General features: G+C 66.8%; 26 protein-coding genes and 1 pseudogene. 12 read left to right on the top strand and 15 right to left on the bottom strand.

The features are described from left to right. Positions 1-151 precede the first annotated feature (151 nt). Positions 152-1,003 (bottom strand): alpha/beta fold hydrolase, encoded by an 852-nt coding sequence (locus M3B11_RS09435; protein WP_259877241.1) that lies wholly within the window; start codon positions 1,001-1,003, stop codon positions 152-154. Positions 1,004-1,149: 146 nt separating this feature from the next. Here M3B11_RS09435 and M3B11_RS09430 point away from each other — a divergent pair, with 146 nt between their 5' ends. The 3 genes from M3B11_RS09430 (at position 1,150) to M3B11_RS09420 (ending at position 4,153) form a co-directional block, all read left to right on the top strand. Next, positions 1,150-2,628, top strand: a complete 1,479-nt coding sequence (locus tag M3B11_RS09430; RefSeq protein ID WP_259877240.1) for a vWA domain-containing protein — start codon at positions 1,150-1,152, stop codon at positions 2,626-2,628. Positions 2,629-2,775: 147 nt separating this feature from the next. Further along, positions 2,776-3,426 carry a DJ-1/PfpI family protein gene (locus tag M3B11_RS09425; RefSeq protein WP_259877239.1) on the top strand — a complete coding sequence of 217 codons (651 nt, stop codon included), beginning with the start codon at positions 2,776-2,778 and terminating at the stop codon, positions 3,424-3,426. A gap of 25 nt (positions 3,427-3,451) precedes the next feature. Continuing rightward, positions 3,452-4,153 carry an MgtC/SapB family protein gene (locus M3B11_RS09420; protein WP_259877238.1) on the top strand — a complete coding sequence of 234 codons (702 nt, stop codon included), beginning with the start codon at positions 3,452-3,454 and terminating at the stop codon, positions 4,151-4,153. A 3-nt stretch (positions 4,154-4,156) separates the two neighbouring features. On the opposite strand, the gene M3B11_RS09415 is transcribed toward M3B11_RS09420, so the two are convergent. Genes M3B11_RS09415 through M3B11_RS09405 form a run of 3 tightly spaced genes read right to left on the bottom strand, consistent with a single transcriptional unit; the run spans position 4,157 to position 7,074 of the window. After that, positions 4,157-4,441: a YdeI/OmpD-associated family protein gene (locus M3B11_RS09415; RefSeq protein WP_259798085.1), complete on the bottom strand. Its 285-nt coding sequence runs from the start codon at positions 4,439-4,441 to the stop codon at positions 4,157-4,159. Then, a complete protein-coding gene (locus tag M3B11_RS09410) occupies positions 4,438-4,965 on the bottom strand; it encodes an RDD family protein (protein WP_259798087.1) in 528 nt (175 codons plus the stop codon). Before M3B11_RS09410 ends, M3B11_RS09415 begins: the two co-directional genes overlap by 4 nt. A gap of 12 nt (positions 4,966-4,977) precedes the next feature. Next, the gene (locus tag M3B11_RS09405) at positions 4,978-7,074 is read right to left on the bottom strand and encodes a BCCT family transporter (RefSeq protein ID WP_259877237.1); all 2,097 of its coding nucleotides are present in this window, start codon (positions 7,072-7,074) and stop codon (positions 4,978-4,980) included. 178 nt (positions 7,075-7,252) lie between these two features. On the opposite strand from M3B11_RS09405, the gene M3B11_RS09400 reads away from it, so the two are divergent. After that, the gene (locus tag M3B11_RS09400; RefSeq protein ID WP_259877236.1) at positions 7,253-7,861 is read left to right on the top strand and encodes a molybdenum cofactor guanylyltransferase; all 609 of its coding nucleotides are present in this window, start codon (positions 7,253-7,255) and stop codon (positions 7,859-7,861) included. An 11-nt stretch (positions 7,862-7,872) separates the two neighbouring features. Here M3B11_RS09400 and M3B11_RS09395 read toward each other — a convergent pair whose 3' ends face one another. Then, positions 7,873-8,841 carry a WcbI family polysaccharide biosynthesis putative acetyltransferase gene (locus M3B11_RS09395; RefSeq protein ID WP_259877235.1) on the bottom strand — a complete coding sequence of 323 codons (969 nt, stop codon included), beginning with the start codon at positions 8,839-8,841 and terminating at the stop codon, positions 7,873-7,875. A 171-nt stretch (positions 8,842-9,012) separates the two neighbouring features. Here M3B11_RS09395 and M3B11_RS09390 point away from each other — a divergent pair, with 171 nt between their 5' ends. The 3 genes from M3B11_RS09390 to M3B11_RS09380 are packed head-to-tail and all read left to right on the top strand — an operon-like array spanning position 9,013 to position 12,129. After that, positions 9,013-9,699 carry a glycosyltransferase family 2 protein gene (locus tag M3B11_RS09390; RefSeq protein ID WP_259877234.1) on the top strand — a complete coding sequence of 229 codons (687 nt, stop codon included), beginning with the start codon at positions 9,013-9,015 and terminating at the stop codon, positions 9,697-9,699. After that, complete coding sequence (locus M3B11_RS09385; protein WP_259877233.1) at positions 9,696-10,712, top strand: acyl-CoA dehydrogenase family protein; 1,017 nt, start codon at positions 9,696-9,698, stop codon at positions 10,710-10,712. The genes M3B11_RS09390 and M3B11_RS09385 overlap by 4 nt, the downstream gene beginning before the upstream one ends. Then, positions 10,705-12,129, top strand: a complete 1,425-nt coding sequence (locus M3B11_RS09380) for a PIG-L family deacetylase (protein WP_259877232.1) — start codon at positions 10,705-10,707, stop codon at positions 12,127-12,129. The genes M3B11_RS09385 and M3B11_RS09380 overlap by 8 nt, the downstream gene beginning before the upstream one ends. Before the next feature lie 60 nt (positions 12,130-12,189). Here the strand turns inward: M3B11_RS09380 and M3B11_RS09375 are convergent, their stop codons facing one another. The 5 genes from M3B11_RS09375 to M3B11_RS09355 form a co-directional block, all read right to left on the bottom strand. Then, positions 12,190-12,543, bottom strand: a complete 354-nt coding sequence (locus M3B11_RS09375) for a DUF488 domain-containing protein (protein ID WP_259877231.1) — start codon at positions 12,541-12,543, stop codon at positions 12,190-12,192. A gap of 28 nt (positions 12,544-12,571) precedes the next feature. Beyond that, positions 12,572-13,126, bottom strand: a complete 555-nt coding sequence (locus tag M3B11_RS09370; protein ID WP_259877230.1) for a diacylglycerol kinase family protein — start codon at positions 13,124-13,126, stop codon at positions 12,572-12,574. Beyond that, positions 13,068-13,511, bottom strand: a complete 444-nt coding sequence (locus M3B11_RS09365) for an acylglycerol kinase family protein (RefSeq protein ID WP_259877229.1) — start codon at positions 13,509-13,511, stop codon at positions 13,068-13,070. Before M3B11_RS09365 ends, M3B11_RS09370 begins: the two co-directional genes overlap by 59 nt. A 228-nt stretch (positions 13,512-13,739) precedes the next feature. After that, the gene (locus tag M3B11_RS09360; protein ID WP_259877228.1) at positions 13,740-14,159 is read right to left on the bottom strand and encodes a type II toxin-antitoxin system VapC family toxin; all 420 of its coding nucleotides are present in this window, start codon (positions 14,157-14,159) and stop codon (positions 13,740-13,742) included. Next, positions 14,156-14,389 (bottom strand): FitA-like ribbon-helix-helix domain-containing protein, encoded by a 234-nt coding sequence (locus M3B11_RS09355; protein WP_170274957.1) that lies wholly within the window; start codon positions 14,387-14,389, stop codon positions 14,156-14,158. The genes M3B11_RS09360 and M3B11_RS09355 overlap by 4 nt, the downstream gene beginning before the upstream one ends. Before the next feature lie 188 nt (positions 14,390-14,577). Here M3B11_RS09355 and M3B11_RS09350 point away from each other — a divergent pair, with 188 nt between their 5' ends. Next, the gene (locus tag M3B11_RS09350) at positions 14,578-16,197 is read left to right on the top strand and encodes a DUF853 domain-containing protein (RefSeq protein ID WP_259877227.1); all 1,620 of its coding nucleotides are present in this window, start codon (positions 14,578-14,580) and stop codon (positions 16,195-16,197) included. A 238-nt stretch (positions 16,198-16,435) separates the two neighbouring features. Continuing rightward, positions 16,436-17,032, top strand: coding sequence for a 1-acyl-sn-glycerol-3-phosphate acyltransferase (locus M3B11_RS09345; RefSeq protein WP_259877226.1), 597 nt, complete (start codon positions 16,436-16,438; stop codon positions 17,030-17,032). Positions 17,033-17,202: 170 nt separating this feature from the next. On the opposite strand, the gene M3B11_RS09340 is transcribed toward M3B11_RS09345, so the two are convergent. The 4 genes from M3B11_RS09340 to M3B11_RS09325 form a co-directional block, all read right to left on the bottom strand. Beyond that, positions 17,203-17,673, bottom strand: coding sequence for a PKD domain-containing protein (locus tag M3B11_RS09340; protein WP_259846776.1), 471 nt, complete (start codon positions 17,671-17,673; stop codon positions 17,203-17,205). Between the two features lie 407 nt (positions 17,674-18,080). Beyond that, complete coding sequence (locus M3B11_RS09335; protein WP_259877225.1) at positions 18,081-18,686, bottom strand: hypothetical protein; 606 nt, start codon at positions 18,684-18,686, stop codon at positions 18,081-18,083. A gap of 285 nt (positions 18,687-18,971) precedes the next feature. After that, positions 18,972-19,721: a DUF429 domain-containing protein gene (locus M3B11_RS09330; protein WP_259877224.1), complete on the bottom strand. Its 750-nt coding sequence runs from the start codon at positions 19,719-19,721 to the stop codon at positions 18,972-18,974. 6 nt (positions 19,722-19,727) lie between these two features. Next, positions 19,728-22,157, bottom strand: a complete 2,430-nt coding sequence (locus M3B11_RS09325) for an ATP-dependent DNA ligase (RefSeq protein WP_259877223.1) — start codon at positions 22,155-22,157, stop codon at positions 19,728-19,730. 30 nt (positions 22,158-22,187) lie between these two features. Between M3B11_RS09325 and M3B11_RS09320 the strand changes: the two genes are divergently transcribed. Continuing rightward, complete coding sequence (locus M3B11_RS09320) at positions 22,188-23,123, top strand: Ku protein (protein WP_259877222.1); 936 nt, start codon at positions 22,188-22,190, stop codon at positions 23,121-23,123. 342 nt (positions 23,124-23,465) lie between these two features. On the opposite strand, the gene M3B11_RS09315 is transcribed toward M3B11_RS09320, so the two are convergent. Next, complete coding sequence (locus tag M3B11_RS09315; RefSeq protein WP_259877221.1) at positions 23,466-23,906, bottom strand: YtoQ family protein; 441 nt, start codon at positions 23,904-23,906, stop codon at positions 23,466-23,468. Positions 23,907-24,065: 159 nt separating this feature from the next. On the opposite strand from M3B11_RS09315, the gene M3B11_RS09310 reads away from it, so the two are divergent. Then, positions 24,066-24,371, top strand: a complete 306-nt coding sequence (locus tag M3B11_RS09310) for a transposase (RefSeq protein ID WP_259877220.1) — start codon at positions 24,066-24,068, stop codon at positions 24,369-24,371. 59 nt (positions 24,372-24,430) lie between these two features. Then, positions 24,431-24,768 (top strand): annotated as a pseudogene (locus M3B11_RS09305) (IS3 family transposase); the annotation flags it as partial.

The following is a 24,768-nucleotide window of genomic DNA, read 5'->3' as shown; positions in this document are numbered from 1 at the left end:
GGGCTGCGGCCGGTCTCAGGGCCGGGGGCAGTGTGCGGCTGGGGATGTGGGGAACGCGTGGGGTCCGGGTGTCCCGGCTGGTCATCATGCATGGCATCAAAACTACCAGCGCGAGACCACCTGCGGCGCGCGTTCGAGGCGGCTGCGGCGCTTAAGAGATGAAGAATCGCCGCAGCGCGGCGAGGAACTCCTGGGGCTTCTCCGAGTGGATCCAGTGCCCGGCTCCCTTGATGGTGATCTTGAGCATGCGCGGGAACAGGGCGCGCATCGCCGGGGTGTACTCGGGCTTGATGTAGTCGGACTTCTCTCCGGCGGCCCAGAGGACGAGCCGGTCGTAGGTCCTGCCGTCTGTGTCGGGGAAGTCGCCGATTCTCGACAGGGAGCGGCACAGCAGGTCGAGATTCGGTTCCCAGTAGTAACCGTCGTCGCCGGGTCGCAGGTTCTGCAGCAGGAAGCCGCGCACTCGGTCATCGGGGATGTCTTTGGCGAGTTTCTCATCAGCCTCACTGCGGGAGTCGACGGTGGAGAGGTCGAGGGCGCGCAGGGTGTTGAGCAGGTGGGAGAAGCCGCTGCCGGCATCGTGTGAGGAGTCTGCGCTGCTGACCGGCGAGATGTCCTCGACGACGAGGCGGTCGACCAGCTGGGGGTGACGTAGGGCGAGCATCATCGCGACTTTGCCGCCCATCGAATGCCCGACCACACCGACAGGCGACTCCTCGGCACCGAAGGCGACGAGCTCCTCGGCGACGGCATCGGCCATCTCGACGTAGTCGAACTCCTCGGTCCACGGGGACTGCCCGTGGTTGGGCAGGTCGACGAGCAGGCTCGTGCATTCAGGCTCGAGGCCCTTGGCGATCGAGGTGAAGTTCTTGCCGCGGCCGAACAGGCCGTGGAGGAAGACGATCTTCTCGGTGTCACCGCTGCCGCTGCCGATCTGCGTGGTGTGCAGCTTCGTCTGCGCTCGGGTCTCACCGGTGCCGGTCGTCTGGGTCTGTGAACTCATGGCGTACAGTCTAGTGACGAGCCAGCCCCCACGCGCACACAGACATTATTCAGAGAAAGCGGCGTCTCTGTGATTGACCTGACAGTGACATTTATATAACGTGAACCATGTCTCGTATGAATATATACCTAACTGAGTGAGAGAACATGACACCACCCACCCGTTCACGTGGCTTCCGCAGCCTCTTTGCCGCAACCGCGGCTGGATCCCTGGTCGCCGCCACGGCGTTCATCGGGGCTTCCCCTGCTGCTGCGCAGTCCATCGAACCAGCTCCGAACCCATCCCTGCCTGATCGCTGCGGCCTCAACCTCGGCATCGTGCTCGACCTGTCCAACTCCCTGACCGATGCCGATGTCGAAAAGTCCAAGGAAGCCGCCAAGGGCGTCGTCGACACCCTCACCGGCACTCCGAGCTCCGTGGGCGTGCAGACCTTCGCCACCTTCGCCCCGGCCGGCGACAACGCCGATATCCCGGTCACGAGCATCGCCGAATCCGGCAATGCCGCCGGCGTCAAGGACGGCATCGACGGACTCACACGCCCTGCCAGCAGCGACGGCGGCACCAACTGGGACCGCGGCATCGCCCAGGCCCAGGGCAAGAGCTACGACGCCGTGCTCTTCGTCACCGACGGCAAGCCGACCGCCTACGGCACCCCCGGTGAGGGTGACAACACCGACCGCGGAACCCGGTTCGACCAGATCGACCTCGACACCGCCATCACCTCGGCCAACGGCGTTAAGGGCGAAGGCACGAAGATGGTCGGCATCGCCGTGGGCAGCGAGCCGACGATCGAGAACATCGTGCAGATCTCAGGCCCGAATGAGAACTCCGACTACTTCTCCGCCGATGACTACAACCAGCTCGGCGAGCGTCTGCGGCAGATCGCTGCCGCCACCTGCGAAGGCAGCGTGACGGTGCTGAAGAAGACGCAGATCGGCGAGGCTGAGCCGGAGCCGGCCGAAGGCTGGGACTTCACAGCCACCAACGCCGACCCCGCGCAGGCCACCACCGATGAGAACGGCGTGGCGAACTTCTCCTATGAGGATCTCGTCTCCAACCCGACAGTGGACACGACGATCACCGAAACGCTCAAGGACGACTTCACGCTGCTGCAGCAGGACGGCAAGAACGCTGTGTGCCGGGAGACCAGCGGTGAGGAGCCGGTCGATGTGCCGGTTGAGAACGCCGGTGAGACCGGCTTCAGCCTGACAGTCGAGCGCGAACAGGTCGTCACCTGCACCGTCGTCAACTGGAAGGCTGGTGACGATCCCACCGAGGAGCCGACCGAGGATCCCACGGATGATCCGACGGAGACCCCGACCGATGACCCGACGGACGACCCGAGCGATGATCCGACGGACACGCCTTCGGATGATCCGACCGATCAGCCCAGCGACCAGCCCTCGGACGAGCCCTCGGACGAGCCATCTGACAAGCCCTCTGACAAGCCCGGTGACGACGACGGCAAGGATGACGACGGCCGCGATGACGATGGCTCGGGCCGCGACGACGACCGCGACCTGCCGCGCACCGGCGCCGAGGTCGGTATGTCCGTCGGATTCGGACTCGCACTGCTCGCAACGGGTGCCGCAGCTGTCGCGCTTACCCGCCGCAATCGGGCCTGATGACACGCGTGATCACGTGCCGGTGAGCAGGTGATCCATTGGACCCGCTGAGAGGGCGGAGCAGCAGACGATGCTGCTCCGCCCTTGTGCTGCCCGGGTTCAGTCGACCGGAACCTGCTTCGGAGTTCTCCTGCGTAGACTGGGATGGTGGAGAACCGCACTGTCGCCGTCGTCCTGTTCGAGGGGTTCGAACTGCTCGATGTCTTCGGGCCCGTCGAGCTGCTCAGCGTGCTGCCCGATCACTTCACCATCGTCATGCTCGGGCCCACCGGTGAGCCGGTCGTCAGCCATCAGGGCACCCGGATCGTGCCCGACACCGCCTGCACCGCAGCCCCGGCAGCCGATATCGTGCTTGTCCCCGGCGGCTTCGGCACGCGCCGGCTCGTCACCGAGGACGGGTTCCTCACTTGGCTGCGGGAGTACTGTGCCGGCGCCGCGGTGGTGGCATCATTGTGCACCGGATCAGCGCTGCTGGCAGCGGCCGGGCTGCTCGACGGGCACCGGGCGACGACGAACAAGCGCGCCTACGCGTGGGCGACAGGCTTCGGAAGCGATGTCGACTGGCAGCCGGTCGCCCGCTGGGTCGAAGACGGCAGCCGCTGGACATCCTCGGGTGTGGCTGCCGGGATGGACATGACCGCTGCCCTCATCGCATCGCTTACGAGCCCGGAGCAGGCCCGTGAGGCCTGCGACTTCGTCGAACTCGACGTCCATGCCGACCCGGGCTGGGACCCCTTCGCTGCACGCAACGGACTCGTCCCCGGCACCGGTGCCCACCGCCTCGGCGACGGCAGCTGACAGAACAGGGAGTGAGGACACCGACGTGGACATTGATCTCCTTCCCGCCGACCTGGGCACCCAGGCCGTGCTGCTGGTGGCCGCCTTCGTGCTCTCGGCGATCATCGGCGTCGAACGCGAGCTGCGGCACAAGAGCGCCGGGGCACGCACGCACATCCTCGTCGGCCTGGGCGCTGCCCTCTTCACACTCGTGTCGGTCTACGGCTTCGCCTCAGCTGAGGACGTCACCCGCGATCCCGCCCGGATCGCCGCGCAGATCGTCACCGGCATCGGCTTCCTCGGTGCTGGTGTCATCTTCGTGCGCCAGAACATCGTCTCCGGGCTCACGACGGCGGCCAGCATCTGGGTGACCGCTTCGGTCGGGATGGCCTGCGGTGCGGGCATGCCGACTGTTGCGGCGCTGACGGTCGGACTGTACCTGCTGACCGTGTTCGTCGTGACCTTCGCAGTCAAGCGGATGCGGGATCCGCGCCATTCGCGCTACATCACGATCCGCTACGCTGACGGCCACGGTGTGCTGCGCGACATCCTCGCCACCGCCTCGGAGCTGGGATACGAGGCGGCGCTGACCCACACGCAGCGCCTGCACGGCCGGAAGGGCGAGATCATCCAGGCCTCGCTGCGCTTCACTCCGGGCAAGGACATCCGCAACGGCGGGCTCGTCGAAGCGCTCACCGCACTGCCCGGCGTCTACCGGGTCTCTGCCGCGACAGAGGAGAACGACTGAGGGTCAGCTGCCCTGGGCGGCCGGTGGCCTGCCGGTGCGCTCGCGGTGCTTGCAGCCGGGCCAGCAGCACGGACGGCGCATCCCATCCTCAAGCTCCTCGCGGGTCCGCCGGATGCGGCGCTCGCGGGTCTTGGCCTGTTTGGCGTCTTCGACCCAGCAGATGAACTCGTTGCGCGCCAGTGTGGTGATGTCCAGCCACGCCTCACCGGCCTTCGCGTGAGCGATGAGCTCAGCGCGCAGGTCCTCGGGCAGCGGGTGGACGGCTCCGCCGGGCAGTTGTGCGGTCATGGCGTGATTGTACTCCCGGCCGGCACGACCTGGGTGCCGGCGAGCATGTCACCGAGATGCCGGCCGTCGGCGCGCAGCAGCCCCATGCCGAGCAGCAGGAAAAGCAGCGCCATGCCCGCCCACATGAAGATGTGGGAGACCGGCCGGTTGAACTCGGTGTAGACGCCGTCGATGACCCCGATGTGGGCCAGCTGCCAGGGCGTGAACTTCACAGCATTGCGCACGAGTGCCCGCCACGGTTCGCGGGTGCGGTAGGCGACCTGCAGACCGACGCGCCGCTTGCCGACCGTCCCGCAGGGCCGGTGGTAGTCCAGGGCTGAGAAGATCAGCACAATCGGCACGACGGAGGTCAGTGTGGCGATGAGCTGGGCGTGGACGGGGCTGAACTCGGGCACTCCGCCGAGCACACCGGCATAGAACCCGGCGAAGACCAGGGTGAGGACGGCGAGGTAGCCGAGGATGACGACGTAGTCGGTGAACAGCTCCTTGATCCGCTGCGCTGGCCGGACCACCTGACTGGCCATCCCCGGCTCCTCTCAGGAGTCCTCGCGCTGGGAGGCGGCGTGGGCGCCGTCCTCGCCGTCCGCCTCGGCCGCGGTGTCGTCGGTGGTCTCCCCCGCCTCGGCGTCAGGCTCGTCATCGGGGTACGGGTCGCCGTTGTGGTCTTTGCCGTCGAGGTAGCGGCCGGTGGCGTAGTCATAGGGCACCGGGTTGCCGTCCTCATCGGTGCGGGCGTACCAGTTCGTCAGCTCCTCAGCGTGGGAGTCGACGCCGGCGCCGGTGGCGTATTCGCTGCGCGGATCGGTCGGCTCGATGGTGATGGTGAAGTCATCGCCGTAGGTGTCGATGCCGCGCCGGATCGCCTTCTGCAGCGCCCACCGCTCATAGCTCTTGCGGATCGTCTGCGGATCGCTGCGCAGCTCCTTGACCAGGGCTATGCACATGAGCACGAGCACCACGGAGAACGGCAGCGCAGTGACGGTGATGAGGTTCTGCAGGCCGGTGAGCGCGTCCTCACCGCCGACGAGCAGCATGACGACGGCGATGCCGGCCATGCAGACCGCCCAGAACGCGGTGATGAGCTTGTTCGGTTCGGGTTTGCCGCCCTGGGACAGCTGCGAGTTGACCAGGGAGGCCGAGTCCGCGGTGGTGATGAAGAAGACGGCGAGCATGACGATGACGATCGGGGCCATGATGTGCGCGCCGGGCAGCTGGTCGAGGACGACGAAGAAGATCTCCTCGGGTGCCGGCAGCGACGCTGCCGTGCCGTCGGCGGCAATCGAGCCGCGGGTGCGCTGCAGCCAGATCGCGGTGCCGCCGAGGATCGTGAACGCCAGCACGATGATCGTCGAGGGAATGAGCAGCACGCCGAGGATGAACTGGCGGATGGTGCGCCCGCGGGAGATCTTGGCGGTGAACACGCCGACGAACGGCGACCAGCTGACCCACCATGCCCAGTAGAACGTCGTCCACGACGACAGGAACTCCTGCATCTCAGGGCTGTCGGCCATTGAGGCTGAGAGCATCTGGGGCATCGTGTCGAAGTACTGCACGATCATGCCGGGGATGATGTTGATGAGGAAGATCGTCGGTCCGACGACGAAGAAGAACAGCGCCAAGCCTATAGCGAGGAACATGTTGAAGTTCGACAGCCGGCGGATGCCCTTGGCGATGCCGGCGACGGCGGAGATGATCGTGCCGATGGTGAGCACGACGATGATGATGAGCGCCATCCGATTGCCCGTCGGGCCCCAGCCGGTGACGACCTCGACGCCGCGGGCGATCTGCAGGGCGCCGATGCCGAGGCTGGCAGCAGTGCCGAAGAGGGTGGCGATGATCGCCAGGCCGTCGATGATGCGGGCCGGCGCGCTGCGCGAGTCGCCGCCGATGAGCGGCATGAGGATCGAGGACATCAGCGGCACCCGGCCGCGCCGGTAGGACACATAGCCCACGGCCAGGCCGACGATCGCATAGATCGCCCAGGCGCTCACACCCCAGTGCAGGGCGGCCTGGGCCATCGCGCCCTTGATCGCCTCGACGGTGGCCGGGTCATAGGCGCCGGGCCGCGGTGAGAGGTAGTAGGTCATCGGCTCGTAGGGGCCGAAGAAGATGATGCCGATGCCGATGCCGGCGCCGAACAGCATCGCCGCCCACGAGGCGGTCGAGTATTCCGGCTTCTCACCGTCGAGCCCGAGCGGGATGCGCCCGTATGAGGAGAACGCGATGACGAGCAGGAACAGGATCATGCCCACGGCCAGGGTGTTGAAGATCCAGCCGAGGTTGAGCATCGTCCAGTTCAGTGCCGCGGTCGAGACCGCGGTGACCTGTCCGGGGTTGATCATGCCCCAGATGATGAACCCGACGATGAGCGCGCCGACGACGGTGAGGATGACCTTGTCGACCCGGTAGCGGATGCGCTGGTCTTCGACCGACACACCGGGCACCAGCGCCGGGTGGATGTTATGCGGATACGTCAACTCGTGGAAGAACCGCTGGGCGGCCTTGCGCCGCCCAGTGAGGAAGGAGTCATCGGGCTGATGGGCCAGGTCCGGCCTGTGGGAGGTGACTGCGGGCTTGTGCCGATCGGGCCGGGTGCTGCTGCCGGTTCGCTGTTCGTGGTGTTGGTCGTCCATCGGATCTCCTCTCCACGCAGCGTCACTGCGCCCTCATCTGCAGTTGGTCAATGTCCTCCAGCCTAGCCCACCGGTGACGCCGGTCACCTGGCCGGCATCCGGTGTTCCCGGTGTGCTCAGCGGTCCGCGCCCGAGGCGGTGGCCGCTGCGGGACGGGCAGCACCCGTAGGCTGATGGTATGGACACGGCGGCGATCATCCTCACCGGTGGGCGTTCGAGCCGCTTCGGCGGCCGGCACACCCCGGGCATCGAGATCGCCGGGAGTCCGGTCATTGCCTCGCTTCTCACCACTGTCGAAGCCGTCGGGGCGGGCGAGATCGTCGTGTGCGGATCGTCTGCCGGGATCGATGCCGGGACGCTCACCCGACTGCTCCTCGTCGACGAGGAGCCGGCTTTCGGCGGACCGCTGCACGGCATCAGCTGCGCCCTTGCCGCACTGCCGACAGGTGAGAGAATCATCCTGGTGCTGGCCGGTGATATGCCGGCGATCACCGCGTCTCTGCTCGCCCGGCTGCGCGAGTCTTCCGCGGCCGGGTCTCCGGCTGCTGCCGTCGATCCGAGTGGGCGGGTGCAGTTTCTGTGCGCCGCCTGGCCCGAGGCGGTCCTCCGGGATGCTGTGGCCGGCCTAGGGTCTGCTGTCGGCCTTCCGGTCAAGGCGCTCTACCGCGACCGGGAGATCACCCTCATCCCGGCCACCGAGGCCGAGCTCATCGACATCGACACGCCTGCCGATCTCGACCGCGCTGAACAGATCACTGACGCTGAACAGGACTCAGGCGCCGACTGAACCGGCGCGGTTCAGGGCAGCAGCGCGTCAAGCCCGAGAATCTCGATGCGCTCTCGGCAGCGCGCAAGTGCCGCCTCGACGAAGCCGGGGCGCTGACAGAACGCCACCTGCTCGGCAGCCACCTGGTCTTCGCTGACCGGCGCATCCCAGTCACGTGACTGCCACGCGTCTTCCCGAGCGCCCTCGCGGAGCCCTGCGGCCAGCACCGCTGCCGCCTCCATCCGCACGGGCGCCTCCAGCCCGCCGAGCAGCTCCCGGCCCGGTTGCACCACGGTGAGCCCCGCCTCGGCTCCGGTGGCCGCAGCTGCACGGTCGAGCGTGCGCTGGGCCAGGGTCATGAGCGTCGCGGTATCAGGATGGTTGATCGTCGGCCAGTGCGGGGCGGCGGCGAGCACATCATCCATCACCACGGTGTCGTGGGCGGCCTGCCGGCGACGCAGCTGGGAGACCGACTCCTCGGCAGCCGCTGTGATCGCCTGCGGGCTCAGCGGCGGTGCGCCGGCCAGCCAGTCGGCCGCATCGGCAGGGTCGCGGCCGGCGGCAGCGGCGATGATGGTGCGCAGATCCGAGTACGGCACCACCGGCGGGTCGAGGCTCGAATCCTGCGGATCGCGCACAATCGCGTGATATGGGTGCAGGCCGTTGTAGCGCAGGGAGGGGATCCGCACGCTCACCGCCTGCGGTCGCAAAAGGGCTTCGAGCTGCTCGGTGCCGCAGGGCAAGCCGCGGTAGTCGGCGTGCACCGGCTGGATGACGAGCACATCGATGCCCTCGATGAGCTCCCGGGCCCGGGCGGTGTCCTCGGCAGTCCATTCGAAGATCGGCGGGATCCGCATGGTGGTGAGCCAGCCGCTGGATTCCAGCAGGATGCGCATCGATTCCGCCTGACAGTTGCCCACCACGATCGTCTTCGGCCGGTCACCTTCCCACGGCGCTGGGGCGAGTCCGTAGAACCCGGCGTAGTGCTGTCGTCTGCCCATAGTGTCTCCTCAGGTCAGCTCATCGTCGCCGCAGTCGCACCCGTGCCGTGATGCGCAGTCGCACCCGTGCCGTGATGAGAATGAGCAGGTAGGATCACAGTACAAGGTTCCTTGACTCCCTGGGAATGGCCCGCCCGCTCCTGGGAGAACAGTGGCAGGAGGGATGGACAGGTGACGGATTCCGCACAGCTGCACGTCGTCGTCCCCGCCCACAACGAAGAAGCGCTCCTGCCCCGCGCGCTCGACGCGCTCAACACCTCGGCGGCCGAAGCTGGCTGCCAGCTCGGCGTCCTCGTTGTCGCCGACTCCTGCACCGATGCCACCGAAGCCACCGCCCGCGCCCACGGCGCAGACGTGCTGCCGGTCCGTCTCGGTCGGGTGGGTGCGGCCCGGCACGCCGGGTTCGCCCACCTGCGCGCCACCGCACCGGAGGCCGCCTGGCTGGCGACCACCGACGCCGACAGCGCGGTGCCCGCCGATTGGTGCCGCCGCCTGCTTCAGCTCAGCGCTGAGGGCGCCGAGCTCATCGCCGGCACCGTCTGCCTCGAACCCCCAGCGCAGCCCCACGGTGCCGATGCGCTCGGCACGCGCTGGTCTGCGCTTTACGCCGCCGGCATCACCTCGGCCGGCCACCGCCACATCCACGGCGCCAACCTGTCCTTCCACCCGCGCGCCTATGATGCCCTCGGCGGATTCGCGGCACTGGCCGTGCATGAGGACGTCGACCTCGTCACCCGCGCTCAAGCCGCCGGCCTCGATGTGCGCTGGCCGCTCGACATCCCCGTCACCACCTCCCGCCGCACCCACGGCCGCTCGCCGGGCGGCCTGTCCGACGATCTCAAGGAGCTCATCTCATGACCGAGACCCGCGGCCGGCTTGCCGCGCAGCTCACCGGCCACGCACTCCCCCACCCCGCGAAAGGAGACACCCTCACCCGGTTCGCCACGCTGGCGCGCCTCGCCCGCGCGGACCTCGTCACCGCCCGCTTCATCGAAGCCCACGCCGATGCCCAGGCGATCACCACCGACCTCGGCGCACCCGACCTCGTCGAACCGGGCACCCATTGGGGCGTCTGGGCGGCTGAGCCGCCGCAGCCGCAGCTCACCGCCGCCGAGGCGGCCGGTGCCTGGTCGCTGACCGGCACCAAACCGTGGTGCTCAGGGGCCGGCATGTGCACCCACGCGCTCGTGACCGCCCGGGAGGAAACCGGGCAGGTGGGGTTCTTCGCCGTCGACCTGCGCCAGGCCGGTGTGCGCGCGGTGCCGGACACGTGGCCGGCGGTCGGAATGGCCGCCAGCGACTCCGGCTGGGTCGCGTTCGACACGGTGCCGGCCCGCCGGCTCGGCAGCCACCGCGACTATCTCGATCGGCCCGGCTTCTGGCACGGCGGCGCCGGGGTCGCTGCCTGCTGGTTCGGTGGCGCCCGCGCCGTGGCCGAACCGCTGCTGGCCAAGGCGCTGCGCGATGGCGTCTCCCCGCTCATCGCCGCGCAGGCCGGTGCGGTGGCCACCGAGCTTGCCGCTGGCTGGGCGCTGCTGGAGTCGACTGCCGCGTTCATCGACGCCGACCCCGACAACTCCTCGGGCCTCATGATGGCTCGCGCGCTGGCGGTGCGCACCCGCATCGACCGGATGGCAGCCGATGTCATCGAACGCGTCGGCCGGGCACTGGGCGCCGGGCCGCTGTGCGGCGACGGCGAGCACGCGCAGCTCGTGGCCGACCTCAGCGTCTATATCCGCCAGACCCACGCCGAAGCCGATGAGGCCGCGATCGCCGACCAGGTCGCCGAACACTCCGTCGCCGCAGATCCGGCCGCAGTCTGGGATCGGCTCATCGGGCTCACCCCAGCCCACACTCCAGCGCATGACTGAGCCTGATCCCGCAGCCGAGCCCAACGGCGAGCGCACGTTCTCCGGCGCCCAGGTGCCTGCCGTCTCGGGCACGGACCTCGACGCGTTCGCCGCCGCCCTGCCCGCCTGGCCGGGAGCCGAGGCGCTGCCGGGGCTGCTCATCGTCGCCCCGCACCCCGATGACGAGATCGCCGGCGCCGGCGGGCTGCTCGCCGCAGCCCTTGAGGCCGGGATCCCGGTCCGCCTGGTCGCGGTCACCGACGGTGAGGGTTCGCACCCGCCGGAGGCCATCGACCCGGCCGAGCTCGCCGCCGTGCGCCGGAGCGAGACCGCCGCGGCCCTGCAGGTGATCGCCGCTGCCGCCGGCCGCCCCGTCCCGCCGGTCACCCGCCTGTCGATCCCCGATGGCGCGGTCGCCGATCATGAGGAGATGCTGGCCGGCCGGCTGGCTGAGCTGCTCGATGAGCTGCCGACCGGCACGTGGATCGCCGCTCCCCTGCGCACCGACGGCCACACCGATCACGACGCGACCGGCCGGGCCGCCTTCGCCGCCGCCGCGACGCGGCCGACCTGCCCGGTCGTCGAGTATCCGGTGTGGCTGTGGCAGCACACACCGCCGACGGCCCTGCCCGATGACCTCGCGGCCGCCGCGGTGCGCCTCGATGTGCCGGAGCGGATGCGCGCGGTGCTGCCGGGCGCGCTCGCCTGCTTCCGCTCCCAGGTCAGCCTCGACTGCGGGGTCGCGGTCGACCGGGATCCGGCCGCCGGGCCCGAGGCGGTGGTGCTGCCGGCGAGGGTGCGTGAGCGGATGTGCCGGGACAGGCAGGTGCTCTTCGTCCATCCAGCGGCCGGCTTCGATGACCTCTACCGGCACGCCGACGACCCGTGGTCGGTCGGCCAGCGGTGGTACGAGCGCAGACGCGCTGCGCTCATCATGGCGATGCTGCCGAAGCCGCGATTCGACCGGGTCTTCGAGCCCGGCTGCTCGATCGGGATGCTGAGCGAGCAGCTCGCTGGCCGCTGTGAGGAGCTCATCTGCGCTGATGTCGTGCCCGCTGCCGTCGACGCCACCCGTCAGCGACTGGCTGCCAGCGGGACCGGCGCCTCGGTCGCGGTGCGCTGTGCCGGGATCGAGGACTGGCCTGCCGGCAGCTTCGACCTCATCGTGATCAGCGAACTGGCCTACTACCTCAGCGACGCGTCATTCCACGGATTCCTCGCCTCGGCGGCGGCGAGCCTGCGCCCGGGCGGGGTGGTGCTCGCCGCGCACTGGCGGCACCCGGTCCCTGGTGGCTTCCGCAGCGCTGAAAGCGCCCATGCGGCACTGGCCGGCATCGACGGGTGGACCCGGCACGCCTCCTACCGGGATGCTGATGTGCTCATCGACGTCATCGGCCCCGATGCCCCGAGCGTGGCGAGCCAGGAGTTCTTCGCCTGAACTGCGTGCTGCCCCGACTGCCGGCTGTCTGACGGCCGGCTGCGGCGATGCAGCCGCAGCTCAGCTCTTCGTGCCGCGTGAGGAGAGGATCTTCTTCATCACGCTCAGGTGGCTTTGCTCGGGGTCCTTCGACGCGGTCAGCAGCACGATGTTCTTCTGCTCGGCCAGCGTGGCGGCGAAGTCGTCGAATGCCTCGTTGTCCTTGAGCTCGGCGCGGTAGCGCTTTGCGAATTCGCTGTAGTCTCCGCCGTTGTGGAACCACGTGCGCAGATCATCACTCGGGGCAACGTCCTTGGCCCACCGATCCAGATCCGCGTCCTCCTTGCTGATGCCGCGCGGCCAGAGCCGGTCGAGCAGCACGCGATAGCCACCTGCGTTGTCGTCATAGATGCGTGCAATGGTGATCTCACTCATACATCCATGATGCCCCACACGGAGGCTGTCAGTCGGGCAGACCCTGGATGAGGCGGACAGCCCGGGGCATGACAGCGATCTCCACTTCGGCCCCGTCGTGGCTGCTGGGGAGGATCTCCTCGCCGTCTGTGTAGACCGGCACGCCGCTGGGGACTGTGACCCGGACGCGTTCGACCCGATGCTGCCGTAGCGGTGCCAACAGTCGGTGGGCGCGCAGATAGATGAGCGGGAAGAGGCCTGCCAGCACGAGGCGGGGAATCCTGTCGACTGTGCTCATGACGGCGGTCCCGGACCTGGGGTCGGCTGCGGGGGCCAGTGGGATGCCGCCGCCGATCCAGGGCCCGTTCTGCACGCAGATGAGCGTGGCCGTCAGATTCTGAGGCGGCTGGTCGTCGCGCGAGATGCGGAATCGTGCCGGGCGGAATGCTGGGAGTTCGCGCAGGAGCGCCACGAGGTAGCGTCCGGTGACAGGCAGCCGGCGGTAGGTGTTGGCGCGTGCGTTGACGAGCGCGTCGAAGCCGACGTTAGCGGAGTTCGCTACCCATACGTGCGACTGGCCTGAGTCCGGAGTCGTGACCGTCATGTGCAGCGCATCTACCGTGCAGCTGCGCAGCGCACCGTCCCGCAGCGCACCGTCCCGCAGCCCATCGAGCAGCCGGGGACAGGCTGCCGACCGGGTCGCCGCGTTCGATCCAGGCGGCGCGGGCGAAATCATTGCCGGTGCCTGCCGGCACGATGCCCAGCGGGATGCCGGTGCCAGCAGTCAGGGCGAAACCGGCGGCCACTGTGCCGTCACCGCCGCAAACGACCACCGCATCGACACCGGCCTCAACCGCCTCGGCCGCGGCATTGAACTGGAGCTGGGCGTCAGCACCGGTCGGCACGAACAGCTCAAGGTCCGCCGCAGCTGCGGCGAGCGCGGTCGCACACCCGGGGTGCCGGTCAGCGGCCAGAGGATTCAGGAGCACGAGGACGCGCCTTGGCGACCTGATGCTGCCCGCTTCTCGGGCATGTGTCCCAGTCTCCACAGAACAGTCTCCTCGCCAGCCTGATCGTCATCGTCGACGGGCGCACATGTGCCCTCAGACTGCCTCCATGATGCCCCAGTGCTCGACAGCCTGCCGGACAGACTGATCTCGTCGCACCCATCCGGCACGACGGCCGCCGAGCCTTCCACCGCCGACTGAGAGAGCTGTTCAGGCTTCCCACGGATTGATCGTGGAGACACCAGTTCCCTGGAAGTCCTTGACGTCGCGCGTTGCGCACGTTGCGAGATGAGTGCGGCAGATCGCCGCGATCTCCGCGTCAGCCATGCTGATGGGAGATCCCGAAGCTTTACGATTGGCGACGAGCTCTGCGTAATGAGATGCAGCGGCGACGTCGAAGGGCAGCACAGCATTGAGCCGCCGGTATTGGTCCAGGACAGCTTCGACACTCTGTGCAAGCTGCGTCTGACGTCTGCCGCCGGGCAGACGGCGAACACCGACCAACAGCTCGGCAGCCGTGATCGCAGTGATCGCAACCTCACCAGACAGCGATTCGAGCCACGCCACCACACGCGGGTTCGGCAGCGGACGGAACAGCTCCGAGATGACGTTCGTGTCTAAGACGATCACGCGAAGTCCACCGAGCGTGCGCGCTCGTCCCTGCTGGGAACGGGAAGCTCATCAACGCCTCCAGCTTCCCGAGCGGCCTGCATCAGTGCCATTCCGATATTCGGTCTGCTGGCCGCCTGCGTCAGAATCTCGCGCACTTCAGCTTCCATGGAGCGCCCGTGCTTCCGCGCCCGCGCAGCCAGGGCGGATTTGACCGATTCCTCGAGTCCTCGCACCACTATCGCAGCCATCACGCATCACCTCCGTTTGATATCACTCATGATATCACCTGTCTGCAGCTGAGAACCAGAGTCAACCAGGCAAGAACCAGAGCCAACGCAGACTCCCGGCCCACGCAGAGAGAACCGCATGGTGTGCTCCTACCGGCCCCTGAAGCGATCGCCGCTGCTGCGCGCGCCTGCTGTGCTTGAATGACCTCATGAGCGACACGCAGGCCCTTGAGACGATCCGCGCCGGTTACACCTTCGACGAACCCGCCATCGACCTCGGCTCCGCCCTTGACGGCGACACCCCCGCCCCTGATGTGCGCGTGCGCATCCCGCTGGCGATGTTCAACCGCCACGGACTCATCGCCGGTGCCACAGGCACCGGCAAGACCATCACCCTGCAGGTGCTCGCCGAGGCACTCTCGGCAGCCGGCGTTCCGGTCTTCGCAGCCGACCTCAAAGGCGACCTGTCCGGCATGGCGAGCCCCGGTGAGCCGTCCGAGAAGCTCACCGCCCGCACCCAAGCCAACGGCCAGGACTGGCAGCCCGAAGCCTCCCCGGTGACCTTCTACTCCCTTGGCGGAGAGGGCACCGGCATCCCGATGCGTGCGAGCGTCAGCTCCTTCGGACCACTCCTGCTGTCGAAAGTCCTGGGCCTCAACGACACCCAGGAGTCCGTCCTCGGCCTCATCTTCCACTACGCCGATTCCGCAGGCCTGGCGCTGCTCGACCTCTCCGACCTCAAGGCGGTGCTGTCCTTCCTCACCTCCCCGGAGGGCAAGGCGGACCTGAAGGACATCGGCGGAGTCTCCACCGCCTCGGCTGGGGTGATCCTGCGCGCGATCGCGAACCTGGAGATCCAGGGTGCCGACGCGTTCTTCGGCGAACCCGAATACGACATCTCCGATCTGCTGCGCACCCAAGGGGCTGCCGGCACGATCTCGATGCTCGAGCTGCTGGCCGTGCAGAACCGCCCGGCCCTGTTCTCGACCTTCCTCATGTGGCTGCTCGCCGAACTGTTCGAGACCCTGCCCGAGGTCGGCGACGCCGAGAAGCCGAAACTCGTGTTCTTCTTCGACGAAGCCCACCTGCTGTTCGCCAACGCGTCGAAGGCGTTCCTCGACTCGGTCGCCCAGACGGTGCGTCTCATCCGCTCGAAGGGTGTGGGCGTCTTCTTCGTCACCCAGCAGCCCACCGACGTTCCCGAGGCGGTGCTCGCCCAGCTCGGCTCGCGCATCCAGCATCAGCTGCGCGCCCACACTCCCAAGGAGGCCAAAGCGCTCAAGGAGACGGTGTCGACCTTCCCGACGACTGATGTCGACCTCGGTGAGCTGCTCACCACGCTGGGCACCGGCGAGGCGATCGTGACCGTCATGGATCCCGATGGGGCACCGACCCCGGTCGCTGCGACGAAGATCTTCGCCCCGCGCTCGAAGATGGGTCCCAGCGACCCGGCCCTGATGGAGCAGCTCGTCGCCGATTCTGTCCAGCAGGCGACCTACGGTGAGCGCATCGACCGGGAATCGGCCCGCGAGATCCTCACCCAGCGCCTGGAAGCCGGTGCTGCCGCCGCCGAGGCGGAGGGCACCTCGGGCCCGGAGCCGGCGCCAGGCAGCGGGCCGGATGCCGAACACGGTGAGGCTCGGATCCCGCTGGCGGGCACCGCAGGGGCGGGCAGAACCAGCCGCAGCCGGCCGACGACGCCCGGCAGACAGGATCGGACGATGCTCGAGCAGGTGGTGAATTCCCGCGAGTTCCGGCAGTTCACCCGCACCGCTGCCCGCGAGATCGCCTGCGGGATCTTCGGCACCGGCCGGCGCCGTCGGCGCTGAGGCGCACCAGCCGGGGTCAGCCGCACAGACCTCGGGCATCTTCTGAAAGAACAGCCGCCGGCCTGTGTCGGCAAGTTCCACGAACCGGCGGGCCACTGGCTGCTCATGCACGAGTCCGAAGGCAACGAGTTGTGCATCGTGTGAACCACCTCGGGAGCGGTGACCGACGTTGCGCGCCTGGCTGCACGCCGGATGGACCGGTGCGCTTCGGGGCTCGAGAGTGCTCTAAGGTTAAGCTATGCTCCGACGACTCGCCGCCCGCGCCTTCTGGCGCTTCAGCCGCTGGACGCTGCGCACCCAGCCGGCACCGACTCAGCCGACGATCCTCATCGGCGCACCCCACACCTCGAACTGGGACTTCATACTCATGCTCTGCATCGCCTGGGAGCTGGGCATCGATGTGCGCTGGATGGGAAAGAAGAGCCTGTTCCGCTCCTGGCGGGGGCCGTTCATGCGCGCCACCGGCGGCATCACGGTCGACCGGGACAATCCCAGCCGCGTCGTCGCCGAGGTCGTCGAGGCCGCCCGCGCTGGGGAGATCTTCGGGCTCGTCATCACCCCGGACGGCACCCGCAGCGGGCACACCCACTGGAAATCCGGGTTCTACCGCATCGCTCGCGAGACCGGCATGCCGGTGACCCTGGGCTACGTCGATTCGACGACGCACACGACCGGGCTCGGCCCGACCCTGGAGATGACCGGTGATATCGCATCCGATATGGATCGGATCCGCGCCTTCTACGCTGATAAGACCGGCATCCGCCCGCACCGGCAGGTGACACCACGGCTGCGCGATGAGTCCGGCGGGCAGCTCGGTGGGCGCACGGTCGCCTGACCCCGGATCCGAGAAAGCTCTCGACACCGGCGCCGAGCTGGTCCACCCGCTGTGATCAGATGAGTGTGGCGTGCGCCGTTACTTCTGGCGTGACTCCTCGGGACGTGTCGTCAACGCCGGCACTCACATCTGAGGTTCGATGACGATCGCCCAGCGCACCGACGGCGTTCTCATGGGCAGTCTGGACCGCCGGGGTTCTTGGTGCAGTCCTCGTCGACGAGGTAGCGCACGTACCGGTAGATCTCGACTGGCACCGGTGTCGAGGCGATCTCAGCGGTACCGGGGATGTCCTCCCATGCTCCGCCGTCGACACGGAACTGACCGACGTAACTGGTCGTCAGATTGATCGTGTACTCACCGCTTTCCGTGTAGGAATGGCTGATATCGGCGTCGTGTGCGTATCTGGGCTTGCGGCCGGCTGAGGTCGTGGTGGTTGTGTCGCCGTCACCGAAGTTCCATTTGTATTGCGCTGGCGTCACCCGGATCTCGACCGTGTATCCGGCGAGCTCCATCGTCTCTGTCCGCGAGGAATTGTTGCCGGCCCATACGGCTACAGGCTTGTTCACCACACCCCACCCTTCGGGCATGACGAAGATGTCAGACGGTGGGATCGAGGTCTCCCCGACGTCTTCCCATGTCACATCCGGTGGAGGCTCCACATAGAAGTCTGTGTCAGGCGGGCTGTTGCTGTCACGATCCGGCGCCGGCGGCCGCCGGCGCTCACACTGCCTGGCCCGGCTCCCCGGGTCGCCCTCAAGCAACTGGCAGGCCCGAGGCCCGGAATCAGCGTTGTTGTCCCGGCGATCACGATCGGAATTGTCGCCGTTGCGGTTGCCGCCACCCCGGCCCGAACCGTCGCGGTCCTTCTTCGGTGGTGTCCGATCGCGTTTTGGTCCCGTCTTGCTGTCTTTGCATTTCGATCGAAACTTCTGGCCAAGGAGGTCAGAGGAGCAAGGTCCGGCAGAAGCCACAGTGGCCTGCAAACTCGCCATAGCCATTATTGCCGCTACCAAAGAAACGACCAAGAGCCCTAGTAGTCCACGGAACGTTAGTCGCATGTAAATTCCGGAAATTCGATATCGACGTTCTTCCAATCGCGCCCTACCAGTTGAAGCGTGTATATGGTAAAAGTTGGGCCTGTGTCCACTCCAGCAAGCGAATTTCCGTCGCGATCTCGAATGTCAAAGTGACTGAAATCCACACACGACTCGAAAATTGCTTCACTCGGCTCGTTGTTACGTAGGTCAAGTTGCTCGAGACGATGGTAGGTGTGGGTAACTCCACCGACCCCCACTTCACTCTTCTCGGTCATTGACTCGTATTCTTCGGCCTGTTTGTCACGCAGCTCTCCGCTTGTGTACTGGAGCGCTCGGTCAGGAACCCCTCCCGAGTCAGCCAATACCTCGTTGTTCGACTTGATGTAATTGACCAAAACGTCGTAAGCCTCGTCCGCCGCCTTCTTCTCATCCGGCGTTAGGTTCAACTCTGTCTCGTACGGAGGCTCGGTGAGCTCAGGGTTCGGCTCTGCATCGGCGGTGGATGAAGCAAACGACGGAGTCGGTTCCTCTTCCGGGGCCCCGGTGCACCCACTAGCGACCAGCACCAGCGCGCTCAGCGACGCACCCATCACTACGCCTCGTCCTGTGAACCGCATCCTGTCGACTCCTCTTCGGGTTAAACTAAAACTAGGTCACTCATACCTGCGAAGGAATAGCCGAAACGGAACTGTGGACAAGGACCAGACAGAGCCGCGCCGTCCCGCAGACCCTGACTGAGACTTCAGAACAGAGGCACGCATCACCATCCGCATGTGACTTTCATCACGGTAGCAAAATGTTCGGCGACGTGGAACCAGAGGCACGAGTACCCAACGGCACCATCGACCAACCCTCCGGGACTGAAACTCGCTCGTGACACTGCGGTGCCGTACATGCACCACTCACACGGCCACCGTGCCAAACGGAACGTGGATCCACCCCTCTGTCAGGGCATCTTTCTGCTCCGCTGCTGTCGGCACGCGCGTGCGCCCCTCTGCCGCCTCGACGGCCACCAAAGCAGAGATGACCGCATCGAGAGCGTCATCCGAAGACATGCAGACCGAATCGTATCCGTTCCAGTCAACTGCACACCGCTCGATCAGCCCCGTCACGATGTCCTCCCGCAACCGCCCGTCCCGCTTGTAGCCGCGAAATGGAAGCCGCCACACCTTCAACGCTGCTGCCGGGTACACCTCACATACCCGCCCAGCGCCATCGCGCTGGCAATCCATGCCGCGATCGCGCAGGCGCGCCTCGACTGCAGCCCAGCGCAGCGCCGGGTACGCAATACGATCGGCAGCCACGCTCAAAGGCGTGAGACCGCACCACTGGTGCACCAGCTGATCCGTCCGGCGCAGGACCATCCCCCGGCGCCACCGCACATCTGCTGCCATAGGCGCCGCGTGCTGCTGCAGTGCATGATCTGCGACGAATTCAACGAACCCCGCCGGCCAGCCGAAGGGCACATCAATGCCGGCCTTCGAGACCCCACTGAGCATCTCGATAAGCTCCTCATCATCGAGCCCGCAGCCGGCGTCTTCCACGACGACCCGGCCCTGCGGCGTGCGCTGCAGTCGGGCGAATCCGGTCCTGCCCGATTCGGCAGCGAGATCGACACCGGCGAAGACTGCAGCTTCCCACGGCTCCGTCACGACGCGTCACACCTCCCACCGCACCTCGTCAGGATCCTTGTCATCGCGCCAACCGCGCCAGGCGGCCTGCCGGGCCCGGCCCTGCCGCGTCCGCCCGGCAAGCGCCACCTCGGCGACGAGCGTCGGCCTCACCCACCACGCATCAGCTTGGTCTTCGGCCGGCACATCGTCGACTGGCGGGCTCTTGCGCTGAAGTTTCCGCAGCGTCGCCTCGATCTCAGCCAGCTGCCGGTCGGTGAATCCTGTGCCGACCCGGCCGGCGTAGCGCAGCTCGCTGTCACCATCAGGCACGGCGACAAGCAGCGAACCGATCCCACCAGCCCTGGCACCCTTCCCGTCGCGGGCGCCGATGACGACGACCTCCTGATGCAGCTGCGTTTTGAGTTTGACCCACGCTGAGCCGCGCTGACCGGTCAGGTAGACCGAATCGGCGCGCTTGGCGACGACCCCTTCGAGCCCGAGCGCCCGGCTGGCCTTGACCGCCGCCTCAAGCGACCCGTCGTGAGCAGGCGGCACGGTGACGTACTCACCTTCATCAAGCACCTCGGCGAGAATCTTCCGGCGGGCCCGGTAGGTTTCGCGGATGAGCGAGCGACCGTTGTGGGCGAGGATGTCGAAGACCATGTAACGCAGCTCGGCGTCATCGGGCACGTCGTCCTCGCCGCTGAGCATCGCCTGCAGCAGACTGAAATTCGGCCGCCCGTCCTCATCGAGGGCCACAAGCTCTCCGTCGAGGATTCCAGTTCCCTCCAGCAGCTCAGTGAACTCACCTGCCTGCGGGAACTGCGCGCTCATGTCCTTGCCGTTGCGGCTGGCGAGCACCACTCCCCCGGTGCCCACACCGGCGAGCATCCGATAGCCGTCCCATTTCATCTCCGCGACCCACGTCTCGCCGTTGCCCTTCCCGAGGCGGATATCAGCCTCCGAGCCTGCGCGGGCGAGCATCGGGGCGGGGATGTCGCTGAGCTTAGGAACGTCGCCGGAGTCCTTGCCACCTGTAGAAGGAGACCCCTTCTCGCCGGTCTTCCCCGCCTCGGGCGCGGGAGCGTTCCCGTCGCCGGGCTGGTCCTTCATCAGCTGCAGCAGCCACGTGTTCTTCCCGTTCATTCCCTTCGTGCGGATGAGCGCGAACCGGCGCGGCACACCTTTGAGCCCGCCGTCCTTGCGGCCGTGCAGCACGGCGATGATCTCCGTGTCCTCACGCCACTTCTCGAGCTCATAGGTGCCGGCATCCCAGATGGAGACCTCTCCGGCGCCGTACTCGCCCTTGGCGATCGTGCCCTCAAAGCTGCCGTATTCGAGCGGGTGGTCCTCGGTCTGGACGGCCAGTCGGTTGACGTTGTGCTTCAGCGGCACGCCTTTGGGCACCGCCCAGCTGACGAGCACTCCGGAGTGCTCCAGCCGGAAGTCCCAGTGCAGGCTGCTGGCGTGGTGCTCCTGGATGACGAAGCTCAGGTCATCCGTTCCCGAGGTGCCGGCTGGCCTGTGTGCCGGGACCGGCTCGCTGGTCTTGGCGGCGTCGCGCATCGACCGGTAGGTCTCCAGGCGGTCAGCACCGAGGTCCGCAATTGGGTCAAGCCCCTCCTCGACGCGGGCGATGACGTCGTCGAACTCCAACTGAGCAAGCTCTGGGTCGGCCAGTTCCTCCCAGGTGCGCGGGGCGGCGACGGTGGGGCGCAGACGGCCGCGCAGGGAGTAGGGGCTCACGGTGGTCTTCGAGGCGCTGTTCTGACTCCAGTCGAGAAAGACCTTGCCGGTGCGGTCGGTCTTCTTCATCGTCGAGACGACCTCATCGCGGTGGTCGGCTTCGAGTGCGCGGGCGAGTTCGTGGGCGACGCCGGAGATCTGCTCGGCGTTGTGCCGACCATCGAGAGCGGCGTAGAGGTGGATGCCCTTCGAGCCGGAGGTCACCGGGTAGGTCGGCATACCCATGTCCTCGAGGATCTCCCGGCACCAGGTGGCGACGGTGGCGCAGTCGGTGAGGTCGGTTCCCGGGCCGGGGTCGAGGTCGAGGACGAGGCGGTCGGGGTTGCGCGGCTGGCCGTTGCGGCCGAAGCGCCACTGTGGGGTGTGCAGTTCGAGAGCTGCGACCTGGCCGAACCACGCAAGTACGGCCGGTTCCTCGGCCACCGGATAGGTGTTGGTGCCGCTCTTGTGCTTGATCGTGCCGGTGGGGATCCAGTCCGGGGCCGAGTCCTCCAGGTCTTTGCGGAAGAAGGCGTCCCCCGCCTCGCCGGCGGTGCCGACCCCGTCGACCCAGCGTTTGCGGGTGACCGGCCGGCCGCTGACCTGCGGGATGAGGACGTCAGCGACAGTGAGGTAGTAGCGGATGACGTCGGCCTTCGTAGTGCCGGTCTCCGGGTAGAGGACCTTGTCGAGATTGGAGACGGTGAGCGTGCGGTCTCCGACCTGGAACTTCTTGCGAGCTGACGCCATCGTGGTCCCTTTCTGCGTAGAATCCATGCTATGCGAGCGATATGGACCGGCGCCATCACCTTCGGGCTCGTGAATGTTCCCGTCAAGGCCTACAGCGCCACGGAGAATCACGACGTGTCCTTCCACCAGGTCCACGACGCCGATGGCGGGCGGATCCGCTATGAGCGGCGCTGTGAGGTGTGCGGTGAGAAGGTCGAGTACAAGGACATCGACAAAGCCTACGAGTCCGATGACGACACCGTCATCGTCACCGATGATGACTTCGAGGCGCTGCCGGAGAGCGACAACGACGAGATCGAGGTCGTGCAGTTCGTCCCGACTGAGCAGATCGATCCGATCATGCTCGACCGCACGTACTATCTGGAGCCTGCGGCGAAGTCGCCGAAGTCGTATCTGCTGCTGCGCCAGGCGCTGGAGGACAGCGATCGGACCGCGGTGGTGACGTATTCGCTGCGGCAGAAGACCCGGCTGGGTGTGCTGCGGGTGCGCGGGAAGGTGCTCGTGCTGCAGGGCATGCTATGGGCCGATGAGGTCCGCAGCGTCGACTTCAAGGGCGTGAAGTCGAAGGCGAAGATCAGCAGCAAGGAGAAGGAGCTCGCCGGCGCGCTGGTCGAGCAGTTCGCCTCGGATTTCACCCCCGAGGAGTTCGAGGATGATTACCAGGTCGAGCTGCGCAAGCTCATCGACGCCAAGCTGGAAGCTGGTGACACTCTCGATACCGAGGCGACCTTCGGTGAGACGCCTGACGAGGCCGACGGTGATGATGACGCTGATGTCGTCGACCTGATGGAGGCGCTGAAGTCCTCACTGGATCGCAAGCGCAGTGGGTCGAAGCAGAAATCGGGCGGGTCCTCGGGCGGCAAGAAGTCCGGTGGCGACAAGTCCGATGGAAAGAAGTCAGGCGGGAAGAAGTCCGATGGAAAGAAGTCTTCGACGAAGAAGTCTGACTCGTCGAAGAGCGCATGAGCTTCCGATTCGGCGCGACCGCCCTTCCGCGCCAGCAGAGATCCCGTTAATGGGATCATGACGGGCTTTGCACTGCAGCCACACGGTCGGCGCTGTCGACCGGATTCGGTGTCGGTGAGATCCATGTCCCACCGCATTTTCGACAGCACGTGCGCCGGAGTCAAAAACAGACCCTTCCTTACAGCGACGGTGCGGCGTTCGTGTAATCCGAGCTCGAGATTGCTGTGCTCCAGCCGACGGTAATCGCGAGGGCAGTCGCGGCGGGAGTCAGCGCATGGTGAGCCCTCACACCGGCGCGGCGGGCGAGTGAAATCCCGCCCCGCAACCGCGGTGATAGAGCTCTTAGGCGTTGAGCACGTAGCGCAGGATCTCGACGACCTGATCGGTCGTTTGGCACCATGCCTGAGCTGCGGCGTCCACTTCCTTGAGTGGGTGGACGATGTCCTCATCGTGCAGGGTGATGTACGGGGTGCCCAGCGCCGCACAGTACCCGGCATCGAAGGCGGCGTTCCATTGCTTGTACTTGTCGCCGAAGCGCACAACGACCATATCGCTGTTCTCGATGAGGGTGCGGGTGCGGATGGCGTTGACCTTGGCTGACTGGTGATCGCGCCAGAACTGGCTGGGCGTCTCCCCCAGATGGTCGCCGGCTGCATCGCTTGCGGGGTGGTTGGTCACCGGTGCGGTGAACATGACGTCCAAACCGGCGGCCTCGGCACCGCGTTTGATCTCGTCCCGCCAGGCAGTGTGGATTTCACCTGAAAGATAGACATTGAAGCTCATCGCTGCCTCCTGTAGAGAAATGCAGTACCCGTCAGCATCGTCAACCCTATCCCAGCGATGCGGTGGCCGGGTGGCTGAGAGCACCGGTCACGGGGCTGATGCAGGGGTAGGTGACAGTTGGTCTGGCTAGCCGATGGTTGGCCTGGAAGGATTGTCATCATGCCCCAGCCCTACCCCAGAGAGTTCCGTGACGATGTCATCCGGCTCGCGCAGAACCGGGATGAGAACACCACGATCGGTCAGATCGCCGCTGATTTCGGCATCCACGAAGGCATCCTGCATAAGTGGCTGCGCCAGGCTGACCTCGATGCCGGCAAGTCCGCTGATCGCAAGCCTGGTGCCACCACTGATGAGCGCGAAGAACTCCGCCGGCTGCGTCGGCGTAACCGGGCACTGGAACAGGAGCTGGAGGTGATGCGCCGGGCTGCTGCCTACTTCGGCCAGGCCCGGATCCCGTCAAAATGAAGTACTCGCTCGTCAGCGATCTTGCCGAAGACGGTGTTCCCGTATCGGTGACGTGCCGGGTGCTGAAGATCGCCCGCCAGCCCTATTACCGGTGGCTGGCCAACCCCGTGACGGACCAGGAATGGGAAGAGGCTCACCGGCTCAACGCCCTGATCGATGCCCACCGTGATGACCCAGAGTTCGGATACCGCTATCTGGCCGACACTGCTGAGGAGGACGCCGGGGTGAAGATGGCCCACCGCACCGCCTGGCGGCTCTGCCGCCCTCAGGGGGTGTTCTCGGTGATCAGCAAGCGCAAGAAGGGCAAAGGCACCCACCCCGGGCCACCGGTCCACGATGACCTGGTGGCCCGGCAGTTCAGCACGGTGAAGACCCTCAACCAGGTCTGGCTGACCGA

The sequence above is a fragment of the Brevibacterium sp. p3-SID960 genome (genome assembly GCF_025144725.1).
Lineage (GTDB): Bacteria > Actinomycetota > Actinomycetes > Actinomycetales > Brevibacteriaceae > Brevibacterium.
The sequence above is the reverse complement of the archived record's forward strand: the minus strand, read 5'-3'. Positions and strand labels throughout refer to the sequence as shown.

Coding starts and splice junctions, on each gene's coding strand:
- M3B11_RS09310 (WP_259877220.1), top strand. CDS start 24,066: ATGCCCCAGCCCTACCCCAGAGAGTTCCGTGACGATGTCATCCGGCTC.
- M3B11_RS09415 (WP_259798085.1), bottom strand. CDS start 4,441: ATGACCGCACAACTGCCCGGCGGAGCCGTCCACCCGCTGCCCGAGGAC.
- M3B11_RS09315 (WP_259877221.1), bottom strand. CDS start 23,906: ATGAGCTTCAATGTCTATCTTTCAGGTGAAATCCACACTGCCTGGCGG.
- M3B11_RS09435 (WP_259877241.1), bottom strand. CDS start 1,003: ATGAGTTCACAGACCCAGACGACCGGCACCGGTGAGACCCGAGCGCAG.
- M3B11_RS09400 (WP_259877236.1), top strand. CDS start 7,253: ATGGACACGGCGGCGATCATCCTCACCGGTGGGCGTTCGAGCCGCTTC.
- M3B11_RS09345 (WP_259877226.1), top strand. CDS start 16,436: ATGCTCCGACGACTCGCCGCCCGCGCCTTCTGGCGCTTCAGCCGCTGG.
- M3B11_RS09350 (WP_259877227.1), top strand. CDS start 14,578: ATGAGCGACACGCAGGCCCTTGAGACGATCCGCGCCGGTTACACCTTC.
- M3B11_RS09335 (WP_259877225.1), bottom strand. CDS start 18,686: ATGCGGTTCACAGGACGAGGCGTAGTGATGGGTGCGTCGCTGAGCGCG.
- M3B11_RS09405 (WP_259877237.1), bottom strand. CDS start 7,074: ATGGACGACCAACACCACGAACAGCGAACCGGCAGCAGCACCCGGCCC.
- M3B11_RS09325 (WP_259877223.1), bottom strand. CDS start 22,157: ATGGCGTCAGCTCGCAAGAAGTTCCAGGTCGGAGACCGCACGCTCACC.
- M3B11_RS09380 (WP_259877232.1), top strand. CDS start 10,705: ATGACTGAGCCTGATCCCGCAGCCGAGCCCAACGGCGAGCGCACGTTC.
- M3B11_RS09375 (WP_259877231.1), bottom strand. CDS start 12,543: ATGAGTGAGATCACCATTGCACGCATCTATGACGACAACGCAGGTGGC.
- M3B11_RS09430 (WP_259877240.1), top strand. CDS start 1,150: ATGACACCACCCACCCGTTCACGTGGCTTCCGCAGCCTCTTTGCCGCA.
- M3B11_RS09410 (WP_259798087.1), bottom strand. CDS start 4,965: ATGGCCAGTCAGGTGGTCCGGCCAGCGCAGCGGATCAAGGAGCTGTTC.
- M3B11_RS09370 (WP_259877230.1), bottom strand. CDS start 13,126: ATGACGGTCACGACTCCGGACTCAGGCCAGTCGCACGTATGGGTAGCG.
- M3B11_RS09355 (WP_170274957.1), bottom strand. CDS start 14,389: ATGGCTGCGATAGTGGTGCGAGGACTCGAGGAATCGGTCAAATCCGCC.
- M3B11_RS09395 (WP_259877235.1), bottom strand. CDS start 8,841: ATGGGCAGACGACAGCACTACGCCGGGTTCTACGGACTCGCCCCAGCG.
- M3B11_RS09320 (WP_259877222.1), top strand. CDS start 22,188: ATGCGAGCGATATGGACCGGCGCCATCACCTTCGGGCTCGTGAATGTT.
- M3B11_RS09385 (WP_259877233.1), top strand. CDS start 9,696: ATGACCGAGACCCGCGGCCGGCTTGCCGCGCAGCTCACCGGCCACGCA.